This window comes from Tolumonas osonensis (assembly GCF_014202415.1).
GTDB classification, from domain to species: Bacteria; Pseudomonadota; Gammaproteobacteria; order Enterobacterales; family Aeromonadaceae; genus Tolumonas; species Tolumonas osonensis.
This window is the reverse complement of sequence record NZ_JACHGR010000004.1, coordinates 194,042-217,438: the sequence shown is the minus strand read 5'-3', so window position 1 is coordinate 217,438 and position 23,397 is coordinate 194,042. Positions and strand designations below refer to the sequence as shown.

The 23,397-nt window shown below is 51.8% G+C and carries 21 protein-coding genes and 5 tRNA genes; 8 read left to right on the top strand and 18 right to left on the bottom strand.

Annotation, left to right across the window (positions count from 1 at the left end; genetic code table 11):
• Positions 1-144 precede the first annotated feature (144 nt).
• Positions 145-1,269 (bottom strand): alanine dehydrogenase, encoded by a 1,125-nt coding sequence (gene ald / locus HNR75_RS07155; protein ID WP_188026309.1) that lies wholly within the window; start codon positions 1,267-1,269, stop codon positions 145-147.
• A gap of 162 nt (positions 1,270-1,431) precedes the next feature.
• Between ald and lrp the strand changes: the two genes are divergently transcribed.
• From lrp to HNR75_RS07125, 6 genes are all read left to right on the top strand, one after another.
• Positions 1,432-1,923 carry a leucine-responsive transcriptional regulator Lrp gene (lrp, locus tag HNR75_RS07150; RefSeq protein ID WP_015879379.1) on the top strand — a complete coding sequence of 164 codons (492 nt, stop codon included), beginning with the start codon at positions 1,432-1,434 and terminating at the stop codon, positions 1,921-1,923.
• A 167-nt stretch (positions 1,924-2,090) separates the two neighbouring features.
• Positions 2,091-4,739, top strand: a complete 2,649-nt coding sequence (locus HNR75_RS07145; protein ID WP_281364930.1) for a DNA translocase FtsK — start codon at positions 2,091-2,093, stop codon at positions 4,737-4,739.
• Position 4,740: 1 nt separating this feature from the next.
• Complete coding sequence (lolA, locus tag HNR75_RS07140) at positions 4,741-5,364, top strand: outer membrane lipoprotein periplasmic chaperone LolA (RefSeq protein ID WP_223157811.1); 624 nt, start codon at positions 4,741-4,743, stop codon at positions 5,362-5,364.
• On the top strand, positions 5,364-6,710 hold the full coding sequence (locus tag HNR75_RS07135) for a replication-associated recombination protein A (RefSeq protein ID WP_188026308.1): 1,347 nt from the start codon (positions 5,364-5,366) through the stop codon (positions 6,708-6,710). The genes lolA and HNR75_RS07135 overlap by 1 nt, the downstream gene beginning before the upstream one ends.
• A gap of 138 nt (positions 6,711-6,848) precedes the next feature.
• Positions 6,849-8,147, top strand: coding sequence for a serine--tRNA ligase (serS, locus tag HNR75_RS07130; protein WP_188026307.1), 1,299 nt, complete (start codon positions 6,849-6,851; stop codon positions 8,145-8,147).
• 114 nt (positions 8,148-8,261) lie between these two features.
• Positions 8,262-8,507, top strand: a complete 246-nt coding sequence (locus tag HNR75_RS07125; RefSeq protein ID WP_188026306.1) for a hypothetical protein — start codon at positions 8,262-8,264, stop codon at positions 8,505-8,507.
• A gap of 11 nt (positions 8,508-8,518) precedes the next feature.
• Here the strand turns inward: HNR75_RS07125 and HNR75_RS07120 are convergent.
• From HNR75_RS07120 to pcnB, 13 genes are all read right to left on the bottom strand, one after another.
• Positions 8,519-8,595: transfer RNA gene (locus HNR75_RS07120), tRNA-Met, on the bottom strand.
• A gap of 17 nt (positions 8,596-8,612) precedes the next feature.
• A tRNA-Gln gene (locus tag HNR75_RS07115) sits at positions 8,613-8,687 on the bottom strand.
• A gap of 21 nt (positions 8,688-8,708) precedes the next feature.
• Positions 8,709-8,783: transfer RNA gene (locus HNR75_RS07110), tRNA-Gln, on the bottom strand.
• 15 nt (positions 8,784-8,798) lie between these two features.
• Positions 8,799-8,873: transfer RNA gene (locus HNR75_RS07105), tRNA-Gln, on the bottom strand.
• Between the two features lie 4 nt (positions 8,874-8,877).
• Positions 8,878-8,954, bottom strand: a tRNA-Met gene (locus HNR75_RS07100).
• Between the two features lie 183 nt (positions 8,955-9,137).
• Entirely contained in the window at positions 9,138-9,791 is a 654-nt protein-coding gene (gene fsa / locus HNR75_RS07095) for a fructose-6-phosphate aldolase (protein WP_188026305.1), read from the bottom strand.
• A 393-nt stretch (positions 9,792-10,184) separates the two neighbouring features.
• Positions 10,185-11,276, bottom strand: coding sequence for a redox-regulated ATPase YchF (gene ychF, locus HNR75_RS07090; protein WP_188026304.1), 1,092 nt, complete (start codon positions 11,274-11,276; stop codon positions 10,185-10,187).
• Positions 11,277-11,295: 19 nt separating this feature from the next.
• Positions 11,296-11,889, bottom strand: a complete 594-nt coding sequence (pth, locus tag HNR75_RS07085; RefSeq protein WP_188026303.1) for an aminoacyl-tRNA hydrolase — start codon at positions 11,887-11,889, stop codon at positions 11,296-11,298.
• 42 nt (positions 11,890-11,931) lie between these two features.
• A complete protein-coding gene (gene panD, locus HNR75_RS07080; protein WP_188026302.1) occupies positions 11,932-12,312 on the bottom strand; it encodes an aspartate 1-decarboxylase in 381 nt (126 codons plus the stop codon).
• Positions 12,313-12,375: 63 nt separating this feature from the next.
• Positions 12,376-13,242 carry a pantoate--beta-alanine ligase gene (panC, locus tag HNR75_RS07075; RefSeq protein ID WP_188026301.1) on the bottom strand — a complete coding sequence of 289 codons (867 nt, stop codon included), beginning with the start codon at positions 13,240-13,242 and terminating at the stop codon, positions 12,376-12,378.
• Positions 13,243-13,261: 19 nt separating this feature from the next.
• Positions 13,262-14,056 carry a 3-methyl-2-oxobutanoate hydroxymethyltransferase gene (gene panB / locus HNR75_RS07070; RefSeq protein ID WP_188026300.1) on the bottom strand — a complete coding sequence of 265 codons (795 nt, stop codon included), beginning with the start codon at positions 14,054-14,056 and terminating at the stop codon, positions 13,262-13,264.
• A 22-nt stretch (positions 14,057-14,078) separates the two neighbouring features.
• Positions 14,079-14,564 carry a 2-amino-4-hydroxy-6-hydroxymethyldihydropteridine diphosphokinase gene (gene folK / locus HNR75_RS07065; RefSeq protein ID WP_188026299.1) on the bottom strand — a complete coding sequence of 162 codons (486 nt, stop codon included), beginning with the start codon at positions 14,562-14,564 and terminating at the stop codon, positions 14,079-14,081.
• Positions 14,557-16,023 carry a polynucleotide adenylyltransferase PcnB gene (pcnB, locus tag HNR75_RS07060; protein WP_425506767.1) on the bottom strand — a complete coding sequence of 489 codons (1,467 nt, stop codon included), beginning with the start codon at positions 16,021-16,023 and terminating at the stop codon, positions 14,557-14,559. The genes folK and pcnB overlap by 8 nt, the downstream gene beginning before the upstream one ends.
• Before the next feature lie 251 nt (positions 16,024-16,274).
• Between pcnB and HNR75_RS07055 the strand changes: the two genes are divergently transcribed.
• Positions 16,275-17,420 (top strand): efflux RND transporter periplasmic adaptor subunit, encoded by a 1,146-nt coding sequence (locus HNR75_RS07055; protein ID WP_188026298.1) that lies wholly within the window; start codon positions 16,275-16,277, stop codon positions 17,418-17,420.
• A gap of 5 nt (positions 17,421-17,425) precedes the next feature.
• Positions 17,426-20,497 (top strand): efflux RND transporter permease subunit, encoded by a 3,072-nt coding sequence (locus HNR75_RS07050; RefSeq protein WP_188026297.1) that lies wholly within the window; start codon positions 17,426-17,428, stop codon positions 20,495-20,497.
• Here the strand turns inward: HNR75_RS07050 and gluQRS are convergent.
• The 4 genes from gluQRS to HNR75_RS07030 all read right to left on the bottom strand — a co-directional run bounded on the left by gluQRS (position 20,494) and on the right by HNR75_RS07030 (position 23,351).
• Positions 20,494-21,363 carry a tRNA glutamyl-Q(34) synthetase GluQRS gene (gene gluQRS, locus HNR75_RS07045; protein ID WP_188026296.1) on the bottom strand — a complete coding sequence of 290 codons (870 nt, stop codon included), beginning with the start codon at positions 21,361-21,363 and terminating at the stop codon, positions 20,494-20,496. The genes HNR75_RS07050 and gluQRS overlap by 4 nt on opposite strands.
• Positions 21,364-21,423: 60 nt before the next feature.
• Positions 21,424-21,873 carry an RNA polymerase-binding protein DksA gene (dksA, locus tag HNR75_RS07040; RefSeq protein ID WP_188026295.1) on the bottom strand — a complete coding sequence of 150 codons (450 nt, stop codon included), beginning with the start codon at positions 21,871-21,873 and terminating at the stop codon, positions 21,424-21,426.
• A 357-nt stretch (positions 21,874-22,230) separates the two neighbouring features.
• Positions 22,231-22,740, bottom strand: coding sequence for an RNA 2',3'-cyclic phosphodiesterase (thpR, locus tag HNR75_RS07035; protein WP_188026294.1), 510 nt, complete (start codon positions 22,738-22,740; stop codon positions 22,231-22,233).
• On the bottom strand, positions 22,740-23,351 hold the full coding sequence (locus HNR75_RS07030) for a deaminase (RefSeq protein WP_188026293.1): 612 nt from the start codon (positions 23,349-23,351) through the stop codon (positions 22,740-22,742). The genes thpR and HNR75_RS07030 overlap by 1 nt, the downstream gene beginning before the upstream one ends.
• Positions 23,352-23,397: the final 46 nt, after the last annotated feature.

The following is a 23,397-nucleotide window of genomic DNA, read 5'->3' as shown; positions in this document are numbered from 1 at the left end:
CGTGGGGTAAAGCAGGAGAAACCGATTAGACTAATCGGTTTTATCTATTAAATAGCATTTGTGTATAAGTAGAGAAGAAAAAAGGCAGATAAATTATATATTATCTGTCTTTTTTCCCGGTTTCTGCTGCACGGAGAGATGTTGCTATTCACGGAGTCCTAGTGCCTGCTCTGGCGAAATTGTTGGCAGAGCGTGTGCAAGACCCACCTCCGCGCAGGTGAGCTGACCTTTGAATATATTCAGACCGTTGCGCAGATGCCTGTCGTTACGCAGCGCCTCGGCATAACCTTGTTTGGCCAGTTTGATGATAAAAGGCAGCGTGGCATTGTTGAGGGCCTGCGTGGATGTTCTGGCAACCGCCCCAGGCATATTGGCCACGCAATAATGTACGACCTCATCGACCAGATAGGTCGGGGCACTGTGTGTGGTCGGATGTGAGGTGGCCGCGCAGCCCCCCTGATCAATGGCCACATCGACAATCGCTGAGCCCGCCTTCATTTTCTTGACCATATCTGCCGTGATCAGTTTGGGCGCCGTCGCACCGGGTAATAAAACCGCACCGATAACCAGATCAGCCTCCAGCACAGCATGTTCAATCGATTCCGACGTCGAGTAGATGAGCTTGGCCGCGCCCTTAAACTCACTGTCCAGATGGCGCAGGGTATCAGTATTCCGGTCCAGCACGGTGACATCGGCCCGCATACCAATCGCCATTCTGGCCGCATTCGAACCGACAACGCCGCCACCCAGAATAGCCACTTTCGCCGGAGCAACTCCGGGGACGCCGCCTAACAAGATGCCGGCACCGCCGTGCGAGCGTTCCAGAATCGAGGCCCCTGCATGAATCGCCATCCTGCCTGCGACTTCTGACATGGGTGCGAGTAATGGCAAGCCGCCTTTATCATCGGTGACGGTTTCATAGGCAATACAGATAGCCCTGCTTTGCAGCAGATCCTGCGTTTGCGCCAGATCGGGCGCCAGATGTAAATAAGTGAATAAAATTTGTCCCGGCCGTAGGAGAGCGCGTTCAACCGGCTGAGGTTCTTTCACTTTTACAATCATTTCTGCGGTGGCAAAAATATCCGCTGCAGAGCCTGTAATTTCAGCTCCGGCGGCCAGATAATGCGCATCTGTATAACCAATTGCTTTGCCTGCATCAGTTTCTACCAGTACAGTGTGGCCTCTTGCGGTCAATTCGCGTACACTGGCTGGTGTCATACCTATGCGATATTCATGGATTTTTATTTCCTTAGGTACTCCGATGATCATGCTGCTATCTCCTTGTAAATACAGATGATTATGCTGTTTACCCTCAACTTGGACAATAAAGGAATATTGACATAGTCTGGCTATGATCTTATAAAAGTTTAGTTTGTTCATTATAAAACAAATAGTGATTATCACTGTGTTTCATATCTAAGGTGGAAGGAAATGCTGGAAGAACAGATCAGACTCAGGGATTTGGATCGTATAGATAGAAACATCCTGAATGAACTGCAGAAAGATGGCCGTATCTCTAACGTTGAGCTGTCAAAACGTGTTGGGTTAAGCCCGACGCCTTGTCTGGAACGAGTAAGACGTCTGGAAAGACAAGGATTTATTGAGGGCTATACCGCAATTCTTAATCCACACTACCTGGAAGCATCGCTGCTGGTATTCGTTGAGATCACACTGCAAAAGGGTGCGCCGGATGTATTTGAGGAATTCAATAAAGCCGTTCTGTCATTAGAAGAAATACAGGAATGCCATCTGGTTTCTGGTGATTTCGACTATTTGTTAAAGACGCGTGTTCCCGATATGTCTGCATATCGTCGTTTGTTAGGTGAAACTCTGCTGCGTCTGCCAGGTGTGAGTGATACCCGGACCTACGTGGTCATGGAAGAGGTTAAACAGACCAGCCGTCTGGTCATTAATACCCGCTAAGCGTTCAGCCCGTGTTTCCGCACGGGCTTTGTCTGTTATCCCTCATAACAGAATTGTACCTATTCCCTCACGACCGCTTATAATAAGCCGCAGATTTCACGTCTGAGTATCGTTATTCTCAATATTCTCAGACGCATAATGAGTACTTTCCAATAAGGAGTATAGGTTTGGCTGCTGGAAAGTTTACGCCGATGTCAGGTTTACGGCGGATTTTTGAGACGGGGCTAATAATTTTAACGGTAGCCGCGTTGTTCATGGTGCTTTCGTTATTTACCTATCATCCCTCTGATCCGGGATGGTCACAAACAGCCTGGGGTGGCAAAGTACATAATGCCGCCGGAAGTGCCGGTGCCTGGCTGGCCGATCTGATGTTTTTTGTTTTTGGTGTATTCGCCTATCTGATCCCGGTTCTGCTGGTGGCGTTGGGGTGGGCGGTATTCTGGAAACCTTACCGCTTGCTGGAAGTGGATTACTTTGCGCTGGGTCTGCGGATTATCGGTTTCATTGCCTTGTTCCTTTCTATGTCCGCCATGGGAAGTATGAATTTTACCGATATCCATAATTTCTCTTCCGGTGGTCTGATCGGCGACATGCTGTATACGGCTATTCTGCCTATCTTTGGTCAACTGGGCACCACACTGGTATTACTCTGCCTGATTGCGGCCAGTATCACCCTGTTTACCGGCTGGTCCTGGCTGATGCTGGCAGAAAAAATCGGTGAAGCCGTCACCGGGTCACTGAATTTTATTTATACGCTGCCTGGCCGGATTGTGGGCTGGTTTGCGGGCAAGGCGGGTTATCAGCGTGTTCATCACGATTCTGCCGATGATGTCTTTGCTGATGATGACGACGATGACTTTATTCCGTCTCCGGTCGGTGTAGATGAGGATCTGCTGCCTCGCCGCAGTGCGCCACGTTTTTCATTCAGCCGTAAGCCTGCTGTGGTGGCCGAGACCGAGCTGGATGACGATCTGGATGATGAGGTTCCGGCACCGGCTGCATCCGCAGTCTCCGAGCGTCGCGAACCGGAGTTTAATCTGAATGCGGCCAGAGAAAATGCGTCGGCCCGCAGTGAGCCAACCTTTACTGCCAGCTGGTCAGCGCTGGAAGATGAGGATGACTGGGAGCCGACTCTGCCTTGGTCCGAAGAGAACAAGGAAAACACACCAGCTGCTACTACACCTGCCGTGACTGTGCCTGTAACACCTGCACCGGTTGTTGCCAAACCCGCCGCGCCGGTAGTTCCAACTGCACCGTCGGCACCAACGCCATTGCAGCTGGCTGAACAGGCACTGCTTGAAAAGGCACGTAAAAAGGCGGCAATCGGTGATTTGCCCGCGTTCTCCCTGCTGGATACACCGCCGGCGAAAATACAAACCATGAGCAAAGAGGAACTGGATCGTATTGCGCGTCTGGTTGAATCCAAACTGGCTGATTACAACGTCCAGGCTCGAGTGGTCGGTGTTTATCCTGGCCCCGTGATCACCCGTTTTGAACTGGATCTGGCACCGGGCATGAAGGCCAGCAAGATCACAGGTCTGTCCCGTGATCTGGCTCGTTCACTGTCGGCGGTAAGTGTACGCGTGGTGGAAGTGATTCCGGGTAAACCGTATGTGGGTCTGGAACTGCCAAACCGCCACCGTCAGACCGTGCATCTGCGGGAAGTGCTGGACAGTGAACCGTTCCGTCAGGCGAGCAGCCCGCTGACGCTGGTGCTGGGGCAGGATATTGCCGGTGAACCCTCTGTTGTCGATCTGGCGAAAATGCCTCACGTGCTGGTTGCCGGTACGACCGGTTCCGGTAAGTCTGTCGGTGTGAACGCCATGATCATCTCGATGCTGTATAAGGCATCGCCGGAAGAAGTCCGTTTCATCATGATTGACCCGAAAATGCTGGAATTGTCTGTCTATGAAGGCATTCCGCATCTGCTCACCGAGGTGGTGACCGACATGAAAGATGCGGCCAATGCGCTGCGCTGGTGTGTGGGCGAGATGGAACGTCGTTATAAGCTGATGTCCGTGATGGGCGTGCGTAACCTGAAAGGCTATAACGCCAAGATTGGCGGTGCGATCGATTCCGGCAATCCGATCAAGGATCCGTTCTGGCGTCCGGGCGATTCGTTCGATGAGGAAGCACCGGATCTGGAGCGCTTACCGCATATCGTGGTGGTCGTGGACGAATTTGCCGACATGATGATGATGGTTGGCAAGAAGGTCGAAGAACTGATCGCGCGTATTGCCCAGAAGGCGCGTGCGGCAGGTATTCATCTGATTCTGGCCACCCAGCGTCCATCGGTGGATGTGATTACCGGTCTGATCAAGGCGAACATACCGACCCGAATCTCATTCCAGGTATCGTCGAAGATCGACTCGCGTACCATTCTGGACCAGCAGGGTGCCGAAGCGCTGCTGGGGATGGGGGATATGCTGTATATGCCGGCCGGTGACAGCACACCAACCCGTGTGCATGGTGCTTTCGTGAGTGACAATGAGGTACACCGGGTCGTTGATGACTGGAAATTACGCGGCGAACCTAATTATATTGATGAAATCCTGAATGGTGAGATCACGGCTGAAAATGCCTTGCCGGGTGAACAGACCAGCCGCGATGAAGATTTGGATCCATTGTTTGATGAAGCGGTTGAATTCGTAGTAGAGTCACGTCGAGGCTCGACCTCCAGTGTTCAGCGTCGTTTTAAAATCGGTTATAACCGCGCTGCCCGGTTGATTGAGCAGATGGAAGCACAGGGAATAGTTAGTGCACCAGGTAGTAACGGACAGCGCGAGGTGCTGGCTCCGTCATCAATGAGAGACTAATATGAGAACTGTGGCTAAATGGTGTACAGCGGGTTTAACTGCCTGCATCTGGTCGTTAAGTTTTAATGCCCTAGCGGATGACAGTGCGGTATTAAAGAAAAAACTGGCGGGTCTGCGCCAGTTCAGTGCTCATTTTGAACAGGAAGTTCTGGATGCTCAGGGTAAGCCGCTGCAGAAAGGCAGTGGTGAAATGGTCCTGCAGCGTCCGGATCATTTCCGCTGGGAAGCAAAGCAACCGGACGATAATCTGATCCTGTCAGACGGGAAGGCGGTATGGCTGTATGATCCGTTTGTCGAGCAGGTTACGGTCATGAACCTGAGCCAGGCCGTGGTGAACACGCCGTTCCTGCTTATCTCCAGCACTGACGACAAGATCTGGAAAAACTACCTGATCGATCAGGATGGCTCTGCCTTTACGATCACCAGCAAAAAGAAAGATCAGCGGATCGAGTCGTTACGTATGGTGTTTGACAGCCAGAACCGTATTACCCGAATGGAAGTGAACGAAGCGCAGGGACAACGCAGCGAGTTTACCCTTTCTTCGTTTAATACCAATCCGGCGATTAAGCCTGATACCTTCAAATTCAGCACACCGGAAGGTGTGACGGTTGACGATCAACGCTGATGAGCAATCTGTCGCTGGATTTTGCTGCTGATTTCCGCCCTCTGGCTGCACGTATGCGGCCAGAGCGGTTAGAACAGTATATTGGCCAGAGTCATCTGCTGGCTGAAGGTAAACCGCTGCGACGGGCGATAGAAGCCGGGCATTGTCACTCCATGATCCTGTGGGGGCCTCCCGGTACTGGCAAAACCACACTGGCCGAACTGATGGCCCGCTACTGTCAGGCGGACGTAGAACGGATTTCCGCTGTTACCTCCGGAGTGAAAGAGATCCGGGCGGCGATCGATCGCGCAAAAGATAATAGCTATCGCGGACGGCGTACCTTGCTGTTTGTCGATGAGGTGCACCGTTTCAATAAAAGCCAGCAGGATGCCTTTTTACCTCATATCGAGGATGGCACGATCATCTTTGTTGGCGCCACCACGGAAAATCCCTCCTTTGAACTGAATAACGCCTTGTTGTCCCGTGCGCGGGTGTATCTGCTGAAACGACTGACCGAAGATGACATTTCTCTGGTCGTGCAGCAGGCGTTAACTGATCCCAGAGGTCTGGCCGGGGAACAGCTACAGTTTGAGGATGGTGTACTCAAGGCATTGGTGCAACTGGTGGATGGCGATGCCCGCAAGGCGCTGAACTATCTTGAACTGCTGAACGATATGGCCGACAGCCAAAATGGTGTAAAACATATCGACCGTCATTTGCTGGCGGCAGTATCCGGTGAAAAAGTGGCGCGTTTTGATAATCAGGGGGATGTCTATTACGACCTGATCTCCGCATTTCACAAATCCATTCGCGGCTCTGATCCGCAAGCCGGTCTTTACTGGTATGCGCGTATTGTCGCCGCTGGCGGTGATCCGCTGTACGTGGCCCGCCGGTTGCTGGCGATAGCCTCGGAAGATATAGGCAACGCCGATCCGAATGCGATGCGGGTTGCTTTGGCTGCCTGGGATTGCTTTGAGCGGGTAGGGCCGGCCGAAGGAGAGCGGGCCATCGCGCAGGCGGTGGTTTATCTGGCCTGCGCACCGAAAAGTAATGCAGTTTATGTGGCCTGGAAGGCGGCATTGCAGGATGCGAAAACGCAGCCCGATTATGAGGTTCCGCCACATCTGCGCAACGCGCCAACCAAACTGATGGCGTCTCTGGGATACGGCGAAGAGTATCGCTATGCCCACAATGAGCCGGGCGCCTATGCTGCCGGGGAGTGCTATTTCCCGCCGGAGCTGGAAGGCCGGGAATATTACATGCCGTCAGAACGTGGTGCTGAAAAACAGATCGCACAAAAATTAAACTATCTGGCGGAGCTGGATGCGCAAACCACTTTCCAGCGTTATCCAAAATCCCGTTCCTGACGTTATCAAAACAGAATAATCCTCGTTTGGACGTACCCGCCACCGGTTGCTTTTGGTAAACTGCAGTCATCGACGACGTTTATTTGGTCGCGGATCGTTCTATTACTCCAATAATTTCGCATATACAGCAGGTTTATCATGCTTGATCCTAAATTTCTGCGTAGTGACATCGAAACAGCTGCCGAGCGTCTGGCTCTGCGTGGCTACAAACTGGATGTGGCTACTATCAACGCGCTGGAAGAACAGCGTAAAGTGCTTCAGACCCGTACCCAGGAACTGCAGGCAGATCGTAATGCCCGCTCTAAGGCGATTGGCGAAGCCAAGCGTCGCGGCGAGGATGTTGCGCCGCTGATGGCGCAGGTTGGTTCGCTGGGCGATGAGCTGGAGCAATGCAAAAAGCAGCAGGATGAAATTCTGGAACAGCTGCGTCAGATCGCATTGCTGGTGCCTAACCTGCCTGCAGACACAGTGCCGGTAGGTAAAGACGAAAGTGAAAACGTGGAAGTTCGTCGCTGGGGTACACCACGTCAGTTTGATTTTGAAATCAAAGATCACGTTGCTGTCGGTGAAGATAATGGCGGTCTGGATTTCACAACCGCGACCAAAATTTCCGGTTCCCGTTTTGTGGTACTGAAAGGGCAAATTGCCCGCATGCACCGTGCATTGGCTCAGTTCATGCTGGATCTGCACACACAGCAACACGGTTACACCGAATGCTATGTGCCTTATCTGGTGAACGCTGACAGCCTGCTGGGCACTGGTCAGTTGCCTAAATTTGCCGAAGATCTGTTCCACACCGCGATTAATGGCGAAGGGGATGAAGAGGGCAAAGTACGCAAATTCTCCCTGATCCCGACTGCTGAAGTGCCGTTGACCAATATCGCGCGTGATGAAATTTTTGATGAGAAAGCGCTGCCGGTAAAAATGACCGCGCACAGTCCGTGCTTCCGTTCTGAAGCGGGCTCTTACGGTCGCGATACCCGCGGTCTGATCCGTATGCATCAGTTCGATAAAGTCGAAATGGTGCAGCTGGTTCATCCTGAAAAATCATGGGATGCGCTGGAAGAGATGACCGGTCATGCCGAGAAAGTACTGCAACTGCTCGGCTTGCCATATCGTGTCGTTGCGCTGTGTACCGGTGATATGGGCTTCTCTGCGGCCAAGACTTATGATCTGGAGGTCTGGCTGCCAGCACAGAATACTTACCGCGAGATTTCCTCCTGCTCGAACTGTACCGATTTCCAGGCGCGCCGCATGCAGGCGCGTGTGCGTGGTGCTGATGGCAAACCACAACTGCTGCATACCCTGAATGGTTCTGGTCTGGCGGTTGGCCGTACGCTGGTCGCTGTGCTGGAAAACTACCAGCAGGCGGATGGCCGTATTGAAGTGCCGGAAGTGCTGCGTCCGTATATGGGTGGCTTGACTCATATCGGCTAACCGGTTGTCAGGTAACCAGATATATCAGAAGCAGATCGGATGACGATCTGCTTTTTTTTTACATCCGGATTTTCCCTGTTTTTATCCGACCAGCGTTCACAACAGGAGGCGTGTATGTCATACAGTAAACCTACCCGTTACCTCGTTTTACTGACAGTGCTATTTGTCGCGACCGGCTGTGCCAGTCAGAGTAATGAAGCCAAACTACAGTCTGATCTGGTGATTTTGACGCAGAAAATGCAGGCACTGACCGTCGAATTGAAAGTATTAAAAGAGAAGCAATTAAAAGAACAGCAGCTTAAGGCACAACAGCAGATGAAAGCGGCAAAAGCCGAAGCTGAAAAAGAGAAGCGAAGCTGAAAGAAGGGGAATGGTGGCTATGACGGGATTCGAACCTGTGACCCTCGCATTATGAGTGCGATGCTCTAACCAACTGAGCTACATAGCCGTTTAAAACGTAAAGCATGGCTGGGGTACCAGGATTCGAACCTGGGTATGGCGGGATCAAAACCCGCTGCCTTACCGCTTGGCGATACCCCAACGAAATTTTTTTCATCAAGATGGCTGGGGTACCAGGATTCGAACCTGGGTATGGCGGGATCAAAACCCGCTGCCTTACCGCTTGGCGATACCCCAACTGGGAAGAAAAAGTGGCTGGGGTGCAAGGATTCGAACCTTGGTATGGTGGAATCAGAATCCACTGCCTTACCGCTTGGCGACACCCCAGTAATGGTGGCTATGACGGGATTCGAACCTGTGACCCCCGCATTATGAGTGCGATGCTCTAACCAACTGAGCTACATAGCCAACACCTGAACAACTCAGCAGGGCTGCTGAACTGTGCGGGGCGCATTATGCGTATATGCGCAGTTACCGTCAACCCTTTTTTATTGTTCCTGTTCTGTATGCTTAAAACTTATCCGCAAATTAACTGATTGAACAGCTTATCTACTGGTTTTGCTGTAGTTTTAGTCAAACCACAGCAATCCGTCAGGCACCAAATGCCAGCTGCCAATCCTGATTAAATTGCGCAATAGCAGCATCAACTGCCGGGCTGCGGACCAATTGCTCTGCAACATCAATCGGCAAGGTCACACTGGTGCATCCAGCCAACAGACAGTCCAGTACTTGGCGCGGCGTTTTAAAGCTGGCAGCGAGAATCTGACAGTGTGGGGCATGCAAGGTCAGCAGTTGCTGCAGTTCCTGAACACATTTGATGCCGCTGCCGCCCTGTGCATCGATACGGTTGACATAAGGGGCCACATAGCTGGCACCGGCCAGTGCGGCCATGAATGCCTGCATGGGTGAGTACACGGCCGTTCCCAGTGTCAGAATATTGCGTGTTTTCAGTTGTTGCATTGCCAGCAAACCTTCAGGGGTAACCGGTACTTTGACAACCAGTTTCTCATCCAGCGTTTGCAGATGTTCAGCTTCTTTCACCATGTCTTCTGCTTTTTCAGACATGACCTGAGCGAAAAGAATTTTGTCTGGCCCAATGATTGAGCGCAGAGCTGGTAATGCCTGTGCTAATGGTTTACCGCCTTTGGCGATGATACTTGGGTTAGTCGTCACACCATGAATTGGCATAAAGCGGGCTAAACGTTCAATGGCGTTCAGGTCTGCGCTATCAAGATAAAACTCCATCTTTCTCTCCTGTGAGTTAGTTTACAAAACTAACTATATAAATACGTACCTCAATATTTATTGATGCAAATCAAAATAAACTTCGAACGAAAGCTTTTAAGTGAAATCGAAATAAAGCAAAGCTATAGAATGGACGAAGCTGTAGAATGAATGATGACCAGCAACCTGTAACATGATGCGATTCATGATGGTCCCGGCCGCAGAATTGTTGTGTGAGCATACCACTGGTTCTGTACATATTTACCGTGACTGGCTCACAGAACAGGAGATGCATCTGGCTGCGGATGCTTGTCAGAACCTATCATGAAACAGGTAGTGTGGTGATTAAGGTCTTTTATTGAGCAGAAATAAAAATGCCCGCAATTTGCGGGCACTCAGAACGTATGATACTGCTTAGACGTTGAACAGGAAGTTCATGACATCGCCATCTTTAACGATGTAGTCTTTCCCTTCCGCACGCATCTTGCCAGCTTCTTTGGCCCCTTGTTCACCTTTGTAGGTGATGAAGTCTTCATAAGAGATGGTCTGTGCGCGGATAAAGCCTTTCTCGAAGTCGGTATGGATCTTACCGGCAGCCTGAGGCGCGGTAGCACCTACCGGGATGGTCCAGGCGCGTACTTCTTTCACACCGGCGGTGAAGTAGGTCTGCAGGTTCAGCAACTGGTAACCGGCACGAATTACGCGGTTCAGACCTGGTTCTTCCAGACCCAGTTCAGCCATGAATTCAGCACGATCTTCTTCTTCCATCTCGGCCAGATCGGCTTCGATAGCAGCACAAACCGGCACAACCACAGAACCTTCTTTAGCCGCAATTTCACGAACCTGATCCAGATACGGATTGTTCTCAAAACCATCTTCATTGACGTTGGCAATGTACATGGTTGGTTTCAGCGTCAGGAAGCTCAGGTAACGGATCACGGCTTTCTCTGCATCGCTCAGGTTCAGTGCACGCAGCATACCGGCCTGTTCCAGCTGTGGCAGGCATTTTTCCAGCACTTCCAGTTCCGCTTTGGCGTCTTTATCACCGCCTTTGGCTTTCTTCTGGATACGCTGAATAGCGCGTTCGCAGGTGTCCAGGTCGGCCAGTGCCAGTTCGGTATTGATGGTATCAATATCTTCTGCCGGATTCACTTTGCCGGAAACGTGGATGATGTTGTCGTTTTCAAAGCAGCGAACCACGTGACCAATCGCTTCGGTTTCACGGATGTTGGTCAGGAACTGGTTACCCAGACCTTCACCTTTGGAGGCGCCTTTTACCAGACCGGCGATATCGACGAATTCCATGGTAGTTGGTACGGTGCGCTGCGGTTTGATGATTTCGGCCAGTTTATCCAGACGTGGATCAGGCATAGGAACCACACCGGTATTTGGTTCGATAGTACAGAACGGGAAGTTGGCAGCTTCGATGCCCGCTTTAGTCAGTGCGTTGAACAGGGTGGACTTGCCTACGTTTGGCAAGCCGACGATGCCGCATTTAAAACCCATAGTGGTTGATTCCTCAATATCAGGCAGTAGCCTTGAAGCTGTGTAAGCGATTCATGGCTTTGGTCATATCATTGGTAAATAGTATATCAGTTGCGCGCACGGCTTCATCCAGTGCGGCATCAATCAGTTGCTGCTCAGCTTTAGGCGCCTTGGTCAGTACAAAGCCGACCACCTGTTCTTTGCTTCCCGGGTGGCCAATACCAATCCGCAGCCGATGAAACTGATTGTTATTGCCCAGTTTGCTGATGATGTCTTTCAGGCCGTTATGACCACCATGACCGCCGCCTTGTTTGAATTTGGCAATCCCTGGTGGCAGATCCAGTTCATCATGGGCAACCAGAATGCTTTCCGGCGGGATCTGAAAAAATTTGGCTAATGCCGCGACAGATCTACCGCTCAGATTCATAAAGGTCGTCGGAATGAGTAATCTGACATCTTGGCCGTTGATCTGAATGCGGCCGGTAATACCGAAATATTTGGGATCTTCGCGCAAAGAGCCATTGTAACGATCAGCCAGCTCAGCCACATACCAGGCGCCGGCATTATGCCGGGTATTGGCATATTCCGGACCCGGATTGGCCAGTCCGACGATCAGCTGTATGGGTTGTGTCATCGCAAATTCTGTTCCGGCAGGTAGAAAGAAAACTGGCCTTTATCAGGCCAGTTGCAGCGGAATGTCTTTACTGGTTCGAACAATATTGTTCTGGGCATCCAGATAAACCAGTCGCGGTTTATGCTGTTTCACTTCATCTTCGGTCATCGGGCCGTAAGCACAAATAATGACGCGGTCACCAACAGCCGCTTTCCGCGCTGCTGCGCCGTTCAGGGAGATCATGCGGGAACCGCGTTCACCGGAAATGGCATAAGTAGAGAAACGCTCACCATTCTCGACGTTGTAGATATCGATCGCTTCATATTCGACGATACCGGCAGCATCCAACAGGTCTTGATCGATTCCACAGGAGCCTTCGTAATTCAGTACCGCATGGGTAACGCGGGCCTGATGCAGTTTGCCTCGCAGCATGATTCGTTGCATTGCTTTTTCCTTACATTCACGGCACTGGTGTGTCACAGATCACACCTGCCGCGCGACTATAAACTATCTGGTGTTTGTACGCAAATTGACCACTAAATTATCGATCAGACGAGCTCGGTTACCCAGCCAGGCTGCCATCAGGATGACGGCCTGATGACTGTCGGCAGAGAGAGGTAATAAACTGTCTGCATCAACGATATCAATGGCATCGGTACGGAAACCCGCGTTATTCAATTTCGCAGAGGCTTCTGCGACTAATACCGGAACCGCATCTTGCCGGGATGGCAGTTCGTTACCAATCCAGGCCATGACTTTGGCCAGGGCAGGGGCTTTTACCCGCTCTTCCGCCGAGAGGTAGCCGTTGCGTGAACTTAACGCCAAGCCATCTTCTGCCCGTACGGTAGGTACACCGATAATGTCAATCGGCATCGCCATATCGCGCACCATTTTACGGATCAACGCCAATTGTTGGTAATCTTTCTGACCAAAACAGGCGATATCAGGCTGCACGATATTGAAGAGTTTGGTTACAACGGTGCTGACTCCCCGGAAATGGCCCGGGCGCATCGCACCTTCCAGCAGGTAGGAGATACCTGGTACTTCCACGAACGTCTGTGTGTCCAGACCTTGTGGATACATGATTGCCGGTGTCGGGGTAAACACGGCGGTAACACCTTCCTGCTCCAGCAAGGCGCAATCTTCACTCAGTGTCCGCGGATAATTGGCCAGATCTTCGGCCCGGTCAAATTGCATCGGGTTAACGAAGATACTGACAATAACCACATCGGCATGAGATTTTGCTTCACGCACTAAAGTCAGATGACCATTATGCAGATTACCCATCGTCGGGACAAACGCAATGCGTTTTCCCTGTTGACGATGTTCGCGAATCACGGCGCGCAGGGCGTCGATCTGTTCCGTTACTAACACGATCGGACTTCCTTTTTCCTTAGTTAAAAGTATGTTCAGCAGCCGGGAACTGGCCGTTGGCTACCTGCTCCACATACAGGCGGATAGCTTTGCGGATATCCCCGGTCTCTGCCAGGAAATTTTTACTGAATTTAGGGACATAACCGGAGGTGATACCGATAGCGTCCTGCATGACCAGCACCTGGCCATCAGTCCGGACGCCGGCACCAATGCCGATAACAGGAATACGCAACGCTTTCGTGATCCGTTCGGCCAGCTGTTCCGGCACACACTCCAGCACCACCATCTGCGCGCCGGCAGCCTGAAGTGCCAGAGCGTGATGATAGATCTCTTCTGCCCGCTGAGCATCCCGGCCCTGAATGCGGAAGCCGCCAAACAGGTGTACGGATTGCGGTGTCAGTCCTAAATGCGCACAAACAGGCACACCATTACGGTTCAGTTGTTTGACTGTTTCACACAGCCAGTCACCACCTTCAATCTTGACCATCCGGGCGCCGGCAGCCATCAGACGGCCGGCATTGATACAGGCCGACTGGATATCGCTGTAACTCATAAATGGCAGGTCCGCGATCAGCAGTGCATTCTGCACACCACGTGCAACATTGGCAGTATGGTAAACCATGTCATCAACGGTAACCGGCAGCGTGTCATTATGACCCTGAACCACCATACCAAGTGAGTCACCCACCAGAATAGAATGAACACCTTCATCATCAAACAGACGGGCAAAGGTGGCATCATAAGCGGTGATCATCGCAATTTTTTCACCGTTCTGTTTCATTTTCTGAATATGGGTCAGGCTGATTTTGCTCATGGCGACTCCTGTGAAACGATTATTAATCCGACAGACGGAACAGCGTGCTGCGGTCGCAGACGGCAACAAGCTCCGCCAACTGACGTCCATCCGGTAATGTCAGCGCGGGTGCTATATCGAATAACGGCACCAGCACGAAAGCGCGCTGTGTCATTCCGTAATGCGGGACGGTCAAACGTTCATCCTGAATAATCTGCTGTCCGTACAAAAGTAAATCGAGATCCAGTGTCCTTGGTCCCCAGCGTTCATCCTTGCGTACGCGGCCTTGTTCCAGTTCGATGCGTTGCATGGCATCCAACAGAACATGTGGCTGCAACGAGGTTTTCAACCGGACCACCGCATTGATGTAATCCGGCTGATCCTGCGGACCCATCGGCGATGAGCTATACAGCGGTGAACAGGAAAGCAGTTCGCTTTCCGGTAAATGCTGTAGCGCTTCTATTGCCTTTAAGAGCTGGCTCCGGGGTTCAGCCAGATTGGCGCCAAGAGCAATGAATACCTCAGTCATTGCGGCGCTGACCCGGATGCTGCGGATAACGGCGTCGACGGCGTGGCCGTTTACGTGGCGGATGTTCTTCATTCCGTGGTTGTTGTTCTGCATCCGCGGTGCGTGCTGGTCGGGTAGTGGTATGCTCCGGACGAACAAAATCATGCGTCTGCTGGTAGTCCTGCCACCAGGCAACAATATCGCGCAAACGAGGTTCAACATGCGCACGCAGTTCCAGGAAATCAAAGGCCGCCCGGAACTTGGCTTGTGCAAACAGTTTTTCTGCCCGCTTGCCGGAATAGCGAGGCAAACGTTCCTGCAGTAACCAGATCTCTCTGACATCGCTGGTAAAACGGCGCGGGATGGCAACGGTGTGGATCTGCTGCTCAATGGCTTCATTCATGGCCATCTGCATGGAATCCTGGAACGGCAGATTGCTTTCATTGCTGATCTCGCGCTGGCGCAGCGCAACCACGCCCCATAACAGCGTGGCGTAGAAGAAGGTCGGTGTCACCGGCTGTTCGGTTGCGACCCGTTTATCCGAGTTGGCTAACGCCTTTTCCAGAAAGCGCTCGTAGGCTGAATTGTTGTCCGGTGTCAGCAGTTTTGCCACCTGCGGGAACAATTGCTGGAACAGACCAAACTTGCGCAGCAGGTGATAGGTACTAAGCGCATGTCCGGCGAGGAATAATTTGATGGTTTCCTCAAACAGACGAGCTGCCGGAATATCCTGTAACAACGATGCCAGACGGGGGATAGGTTCTGCGCTGCGTTCACTGATGGTCAATCCCAGTTTTGCGGCAAAACGGACAGCGCGCAGCATGCGCACCGGATCTTCACGGTAACGGGTTTCCGGATCGCCAATCAGTTCCAGACGGCCTGCTGCCAGATCGTCCAGTCCGCCATGGAAATCATGCAGCGAGAAATCCTTGATGTTGTAATACAGCGCGTTGACGGTGAAATCGCGGCGTTCAGCATCTTCTTCAATGGTGCCGTATACGTTGTCACGCAACAGCATGCCTTCTTCCGACTGCACCGCGATGTTTTTACTGGTATGTACCTGATGATGGTGTCCGCGGAAGGTGGCAACCTCAATGATATCCCGGCCAAATACAATATGAGCCAGACGGAAGCGGCGCCCGATCAGCCGACAGTTATTAAATAATTTACGGATTTGTTCCGGATGTGCGTCTGTGACGACATCAAAATCTTTCGGGATTTTACCTAACAGCAAATCCCGGACGCCACCACCCACCAGGTAGCCCTGATAACCGGCTTTATGCAGGCGATACAGTACCTTCAGTGCATTTTCACTGATCATGCTACGGGATATATTGTGCTGATCCCGGCTCAATACGCGACGTGGTGAGGAACCGGCAACAGGCTGATTGTCACTAACGGAGCGCTGAGGTTCAGATATTGCGGCTTTCGCTTCGGGTGTGGTTTTGGGTGTCGCTGGTGTCTCTTCTTTACCAAGCACTTTGCGATACAAATTGGCGATATGGGAAAAAATAGTGCACCTCGGGATTTCTGACACAAAAAAAGAGCGGGCGGTATGATAGCGCACACCGGCGTAAATGCGAACATCGGGGCAACGTGATCGTGCTTTTTTCAGATGAAGCAGTAAATTATGCCCCTGTATTGGCTGCCTGACACACTTTTACCAACATTAGCATGCAGACTGCAGCCTGATTATGCCAAGAGTTGTTCAATCAGAATAATGGAGAAAACATGAATATCTGGCGCTGGCTTATTTTAACAGCCGTTATTGCTGTTGTCGGTTATCGTTTTTCCCTGAATGAACAGGCTCAGCAGTCATCTCCCGCAAAAAAAACGACACAAGTTGTCGTTGCTCCGGTCAAAAGAGAAACATTTAAAGCTGGCTGGCAGGCGGTTGGTCGCGTCGTTGCCAAATCTTCCGTTGAACTTAAACCCCGAATAGAAGGGCAAATTGCCAGAATTTTATTTGAAGAAGGTGCCCAGCTGAACGCCGGACAGGTATTGTTCGAGCTGGATGACAGTGATTACCGGAACAAGTGGCAACAAGCGCAGGCCGTTTTACAACAGGATCAGGCATTACTGAAAAAAGCGCAGGCTGATCTGGCGCGGGCAAAGGTGCTGTTGCAGAAAAAGTTCATCTCTGAAGCCGACATGAATGGCTATCAGGCGACGGCACAATCCACTGCCGCTCAGGTAAAACAGGATCAGGCCAGTCTGGATATTGCGGCCCGGAATCTGGAATATACCAAAATCAGAGCACCATTTAACGGCCGGGCAGGCGCGCATCTGGTTTCTGTCGGAGCAACCGTTCAGGCCTACAACACGGTGCTGACGACACTGAATCAGCTCGACCCGATCGCGGTCAGTTTCACCTTACCTGAAAAATATCTCGCTGATCTGCAGCAATCTCTGCGTTCCGGCTCCCTGGCTGTCACCGCGCAGGTCAATACCGGAACGGATGTGGAGCAACGCCATGGTTCGGTTGTGTTTGTTGATAACAACGTGGATAGCAACAGCGGTACGATTGCTCTGAAAGCGGATTTTGCCAATTCGCACAACGAATGGCTACCGGGACAATATGTCACGGTGAAACTGGCGCCGCGTACGCTAAAACAAGCGCTGGTGGTTCCGGCACAGGCGTTGCAGCAGGGAGCGGATGGCTTACAGCTGTTTGTCGTGAAAAATGATATTGCCCGAAAGATCCTGATCACGGAGCTGGCGTCCAGTGATGGCTGGAGTGCGATAGCTGGGGCGCTGGAGGAGGGAGATCTGGTGGTAACCGATGGTCAGTTTCGTCTGAATGACGGCTCTTCTGTCCGTATTGCTCATCAGAACCAGGAGAGTTCCGTCGATATCACCGCATCCGGTACGGAGTAGCGATCATGCAACTTTCGATGTTATCCATTCGCCGGCCCGTGATGACCTGCCTGCTGATGGCATTCTTTACGTTGTCCGGTGTGCTGGCGTACCGGGCGCTACCGGTCAGCGAGTTGCCACAGATTGACTTTCCGACGATTAATGTCACAGCCGGTTTGTCGGGCGCGTCACCGGAAACCATGGCATCAGCTGTGGCTACGCCGCTGGAGGGGCAACTGGCAACCATTTCCGGTATCGACAATATCAGTTCCGTCAGTTCTCAGGGGGTCACCCGGATTACACTGCAATTCGATCTTGATCGGGATATTGATGCGGCTGCGCTGGATGTCCAGAACGCATTGAGTGCGGCACAACGCAAGTTACCCGCCAGCATGACATCATCACCGTCGATGCGTAAATCCAATCCGGCGGATGCGCCGATTTTCTTTGTGGCACTGCATTCCGATACCTTGCCTATTTCTACTGTGACGGAATATGCCGAAAGCAAACTGGCACAGTCACTCTCCATGCTGCCCGGCGTGGCGCAGGTTTCCGTATTCGGCGCCAAACCCTATGCGGTCCGGGTTCAGGCTGATCCGGATAAAATGACAGCACACAATCTGGGACTGGATGAGCTGGCGTCGGCAATTAGTGACAATAATGTGAATCAGCCACTGGGTGGTCTGGATGGCGCGTTTCGCAGTTTAAGCCTTCAGAGTAACGGGCAGCTAAAAAATGCGGCGGCCTACCGGCAGCTGGTGGTTGCCTACCGCAACGGTTCGCCGTTGTATCTTTCCAGCGTCGCCAATGTACTGGACAGCGAAGAAAATACCCGGGTTGCCAGCTGGTTTGTGGATAAGCCGGGCGTCATTCTGGCCGTACAACGTCAGGCCGGCGCCAACACCATTAGCACGGTAGATGCGGTGCGTCAGGCGTTACCACAGTTTCAGACGATCCTGCCTGATTCGATCCAGATGGATGTTCTTTATGATCGCAGTGAGTCGATCCGGGCTTCTATTCATGATGTCCAGTTCACGCTGCTGCTTTCCTGTGCGCTGGTTGTGCTGGTGATCTGGTTATTCCTGCGTAATTTGTCAGCTACCGTGATCCCGGCGCTGGCCGTGCCATTGTCAATCCTGGGCGCGGTACCGGTGATGTATCTGCTGGACTACAGTCTGGATAACCTGTCTCTGCTGGCGCTGACGCTGGCGGTTGGTTTCGTGGTCGATGATGCCATTGTGATGATGGAGAATATCGTCCGCCATATGGAACAGGGCATGAGTGCCATGCAGGCAGCCCGGAAAGGTGCCCGGGAAATCGGTTTTACTATCCTGTCGATGACGCTGTCACTGATAGCAGTGTTTATCCCACTGCTATTTATGGGTGGGCTGATGGGCCGTCTGCTGAATGAGTTTGCGGTCACGATCAGTGCTGCGATTGCTATTTCAGGGCTGGTTTCTCTAACGCTGACACCCATGCTGTGCAGCCGGGTATTGCGCCCGGATCATGACGCCACGTCGCAGGGGCGTTTTGCGCTATGGCTGGAGCGTAGTTTTACCAGACTCACTGCCGCGTACAGCGCATCTTTGGCGGTTGTCCTGCGCCATCCCCGCTGGGTCATGTTCAGCTTTTTTGCCAGCATGGTGCTAACGGTGCTGCTGTATCAGCAATTGCCTAAAGATTTTTTACCCAGTACCGACAGCGGTCAAATCACACTGACCACCAAAGCAGCGCCGGATACCTCGTTTGCAACCTTGTCCTGGATGCAGCAGCAGGTTGCCGCCATTGTGCAGGCTGATCCGCATGTCGCGGCATTTATGTCTTCAGTGGGCAGTACCGGTCCGAATGGCAGTGCCAACGGTGGTTCCATGACGATCCGTCTGGTGCCCCGTGAACAGCGTCCTTCTGCTGATGAGGTCATGGCCGGCCTGCGACAGAAGGTGAATCATATTCCGGGTCTCAGTGTTTATCTGCGTAACCCGCCATCCATCCGGATTGGCGGGATATCCACAGCCTCGGAATATCAGTTTACTATTCAAAGTAATGATATTGGTGAGCTGAAGGACTGGCATGATCGCTTTCTGCTGGCTATCCGGGAGATCCCCGGATTCCGTGATGTTACCAGTGATCAGGAGGTCGTCGGTGCCGGACTGGCGGTCGCGGTTGACCGCGATAAGCTGGCCAGTTATGGCCTGAGTTATAGTCAGGTGGAAACAGCGTTGCAGAATGCGTTTGCGGCGCGTCAGGTATCGACTATCTATGCCGATACCAACCAGTATGCCGTGATCCTGGAAGTGTTGCCGGAGCGCCAGCAACAGGTGACTGACCTAAGTCGTATCCGTATCCGAAACAGTAATGGGACCTTGATTAGTCTGGATACGGTCGCGAGTTTTAAACGTCAGCCACAGACACTGACCGTGAATCACCTGGCTACATTACCTGCCGCCACCATTTCTTTTAACATGCGTCCGGGCATGGCGCTGAGTGATGCATTGAAGGCGCTGGATCAGGTCAAAACGGAGTTGGCGCCGCCGGCAACGCTTGTGACCAGTCTGCAGGGAAGTGCCGCTGCGTTTGCTGGCTCACAGTCCGGCATGATGGTGTTACTGCTACTGGCCTTGCTGGTGGTATATGGTGTGCTGGGGATGCTGTATGAAAGTTTTGTGCACCCGCTGACTATTCTCTCCGGTCTGCCTTCTGCCGGGCTGGGCGCGCTGATGACGCTGTGGCTTTTCCAGTTTCCGGTCACGCTGTATGCCTTTGTCGGTATTCTGTTGCTGGTTGGGATTGTGAAGAAAAATGCCATCATGATGATCGATTTTGCACTGGAACGGGAACGAGATGGCATGGTCCCTGATGAGGCGATTCATCAGGCTTGTCTGGTGCGTTTCCGACCGATCATGATGACCAGTATCGCGGCACTGGCCGGCGCATTACCCATTGCGCTGGGTTATGGCGCAGGTGCTGAATTACGTCAGCCATTAGGTGTTGCGATTGTAGGCGGGCTATTACTGTCGCAGGTTGTTACCCTCTACCTGACGCCTGTGATTTATCACTATCTGGCGCCATGGCATGCCAGACTGAACTTTCGCTCTTAATCATGATGAACACTGGCCGTTGTCGGCACGAAGGACAATTGCCAGTGTTTTACCGCCCAGGCCAATAACGCTTCTGCTGTCATACCGGTCATATCATCTGGTAGTGGCTGTCCTAAAAAGGCCAGCGCCTTACCCAACGTGGCAACGACCGGTAAATCTTCAATCGATGGCGCATGGTTCTGTTTTGACAGTTTCAGACCATTATCCTGCAGTGCCAAGGGCAAATGCAGCCAGTCCGGGACTTTCCAGCCAAGTTGCTGATACAAGGTGATCTGACGAACTGTCGGATCCAGTAAATCCGCCCCCCGTACCACTTCGGTAATGCCACTGTCGGCATCATCGACGACCACCGCCAGGTTATAGGCAAATAACCCATCCCGGCGTTTCAGAATAAAATCTTCGCCGGCGAGGCGAGGTTCTACCTCTACCAGACCTAACAATTGATCATGAAAGGATAAGCAGGGACTATCCACTTTTAACCGTACCGCGGCATTTTCCGGCGGATAATGCTGGTCTCGGCAGGTGCCGGGATAAAAACCACCGGCAGCGTGGATCTGCGCGCGGGTACAGCGACAGTGGTAGGTTTTGCCTGCCCGGTATAAATCATCCAGCACAGCCTGGTAGCGCGCATGACGTTGACTCTGATAGACAACGTTGCCATCCCAGAACAGACCAAATTGCTCCAGCGTCCGTAAAATGCTATCGGCGGCACCCGGCTGTTCCCGCGGTGGATCCAGATCTTCGATTCGTACCAGCCAGCGCCCTTGCTGTGAACGCGCACGCAGATAACTGCCAACGGCAGCGATCAGTGAACCGAAATGTAACGGGCCGGAGGGGGAAGGGGCAAAGCGTCCGATATAAGTCATAGCGTCAAGTCTGTAAAATAACAAAAGGGAGCCGCAGCTCCCTTGTCATCTTGTTGCAATTTAGCCAACCAGCTGTTTTTCTTTGATTTCAGCCAGTGTTTTGCAATCGACGCACAGTTCAGCGGTCGGGCGCGCTTCAAGGCGACGAATACCGATTTCAACACCGCAGGATTCGCAATAACCGAAGTCATCTTCTTCCAGTTTTTTCAGTGTTTTTTCGATTTTCTTGATCAGTTTACGCTCACGATCACGGGCACGTAATTCCAGCGCAAATTCTTCTTCCTGTGCTGCACGGTCTACGGGATCCGGGAAGTTAGCCGCTTCATCTTTCATATGATCAACGGTACGGTCAACTTCTTCACGCAGCTGGGTTTTCCATGCTTCCAGAATCTTCCGGAAGTGCTCTTTCTGCTGGTCATTCATGTACTCCTCACCAGGGGCTAACTGGTAAGGGGTGACGCCCGCGATGGCCAGCGGTCCCAGAGATTTTTTGTTATCTTCTGCTGACATGCCTATCTCCTACTTTTACATGACACAGCACGTCACTGTGTGCTGGCGATGAATTTTGAGGCCGGTATCTATATCAGATGCAGCCTCGCCTCGCAAATCCGTTGGCAAAAAATGTTAGCCAAACCTGAATCTTGTTCACAACCATTACCTGTAACAGCAATCTCTGATTGTGAATTTAAACTGGCACCACTTTATGGGGACTCGGTCTTACCATTTCAATGCTTATGACAAAATAATTTATCAATTTGATGACAAATCATATTCCCTGGTTTTCATATCATTTTAGCTCTGCCTGACCAGGGCTGTCCGGTTATATAACAGAAATATGAACTATTACGGTTTTTGTTCGCCGGATTGTTACTGTAGTAACCAGCGGTGCAACGGTTTGTATAAAACGCCATCATTTGTAGATACCGATTCATATAAAATGAATTCGGATACAGCTAATTTCAGCACTGGTGCAGTCAGTTGGGTCATGCCGTGAGCGTTACGGAATAGGGTGATATGAGGGCGATAGTCATCGCTGACTTGCAGGTCCAATGTTTTCAGTTGCTCACCTAATTGTCTGACCAGTTCCCGCAATGGACGTGGTGATTGTTGCGGTCCTAACCACAGACATCGGGCATGCCGAAACAGACCATACTGGTCTAACAGTATGTCAAACGGCGCAACATGAACCTGCTCTGCGGCCTGGCAAAGGCGGGGCAGAAGACGTTCATCCTGTAATCCCAGAAAATGCAGTGTCAGATGAAAGTTATCAGCATTGACCGGTTTCTTGTGATGCTCAGTCCGTAATCGCTGCTGACAGTGATGCAATTTACTGGCTAACGATTGTGCCGGTAGCGCAAAAAAGAGACGGCGTTGCATCAGCTGCCTGCTTTACCGTTATAAAGTTTACCGCCTTCCTGCAGATAGAGTTCAAGTACGGCTTTCCCGGCCGGTTGTTGCTGGTTGCGGATCACGTCAATGCCGGCATGACGCAGATAATCGTACGATTGCTCGAATACCGGACCTTCATCAAAGCCGATCGCCCGGGCATCATCACCGGTAGCAGCACAGACCAGACGTTTGACGCCTGACCATAAAATGGCACCCATGCACATGGCGCAGGGTTCGCAGGAAGTGAATAGCTCATATTCATCCGACTGGCTATCAAGACTGAATTGCTGAAGCCGTTGTTCTCCCAGCATGATTGCCATGACTTCACCATGCAGCGTGGAATTATTCTGCGCAACGACCTGATTTACGCCAACACTCAATATCAGGCCACTTTGGCGATGTACGATAATACTGGCGAAAGGTCCCCCCGTACCACGCAGGACATTCTGTCTGGCCAATTCGATCGCCAGTGTCATTTTTTCATCGTCAGAATATAAAGGTTGTTGCCAGTCGACCACTTCATTGATCCATGCCGGCAGATGAATGGCCAGATGAGCACGTGGCGCTTCGGTGAATGTTTCAATGTGGTTCTGACACACAACCTGATTCCTCAAACGTAAGATCTATGAGGCGGCATAGTAGCAT

Coding starts and splice junctions, on each gene's coding strand:
- ald (WP_188026309.1), bottom strand. CDS start 1,269: ATGATCATCGGAGTACCTAAGGAAATAAAAATCCATGAATATCGCATA.
- lrp (WP_015879379.1), top strand. CDS start 1,432: ATGCTGGAAGAACAGATCAGACTCAGGGATTTGGATCGTATAGATAGA.
- lolA (WP_223157811.1), top strand. CDS start 4,741: ATGAGAACTGTGGCTAAATGGTGTACAGCGGGTTTAACTGCCTGCATC.
- HNR75_RS07135 (WP_188026308.1), top strand. CDS start 5,364: ATGAGCAATCTGTCGCTGGATTTTGCTGCTGATTTCCGCCCTCTGGCT.
- serS (WP_188026307.1), top strand. CDS start 6,849: ATGCTTGATCCTAAATTTCTGCGTAGTGACATCGAAACAGCTGCCGAG.
- HNR75_RS07125 (WP_188026306.1), top strand. CDS start 8,262: ATGTCATACAGTAAACCTACCCGTTACCTCGTTTTACTGACAGTGCTA.
- fsa (WP_188026305.1), bottom strand. CDS start 9,791: ATGGAGTTTTATCTTGATAGCGCAGACCTGAACGCCATTGAACGTTTA.
- ychF (WP_188026304.1), bottom strand. CDS start 11,276: ATGGGTTTTAAATGCGGCATCGTCGGCTTGCCAAACGTAGGCAAGTCC.
- pth (WP_188026303.1), bottom strand. CDS start 11,889: ATGACACAACCCATACAGCTGATCGTCGGACTGGCCAATCCGGGTCCG.
- panD (WP_188026302.1), bottom strand. CDS start 12,312: ATGCAACGAATCATGCTGCGAGGCAAACTGCATCAGGCCCGCGTTACC.
- panB (WP_188026300.1), bottom strand. CDS start 14,056: ATGAGCAAAATCAGCCTGACCCATATTCAGAAAATGAAACAGAACGGT.
- folK (WP_188026299.1), bottom strand. CDS start 14,564: ATGACTGAGGTATTCATTGCTCTTGGCGCCAATCTGGCTGAACCCCGG.
- HNR75_RS07055 (WP_188026298.1), top strand. CDS start 16,275: ATGAATATCTGGCGCTGGCTTATTTTAACAGCCGTTATTGCTGTTGTC.
- HNR75_RS07050 (WP_188026297.1), top strand. CDS start 17,426: ATGCAACTTTCGATGTTATCCATTCGCCGGCCCGTGATGACCTGCCTG.
- gluQRS (WP_188026296.1), bottom strand. CDS start 21,363: ATGACTTATATCGGACGCTTTGCCCCTTCCCCCTCCGGCCCGTTACAT.
- dksA (WP_188026295.1), bottom strand. CDS start 21,873: ATGTCAGCAGAAGATAACAAAAAATCTCTGGGACCGCTGGCCATCGCG.
- thpR (WP_188026294.1), bottom strand. CDS start 22,740: ATGCAACGCCGTCTCTTTTTTGCGCTACCGGCACAATCGTTAGCCAGT.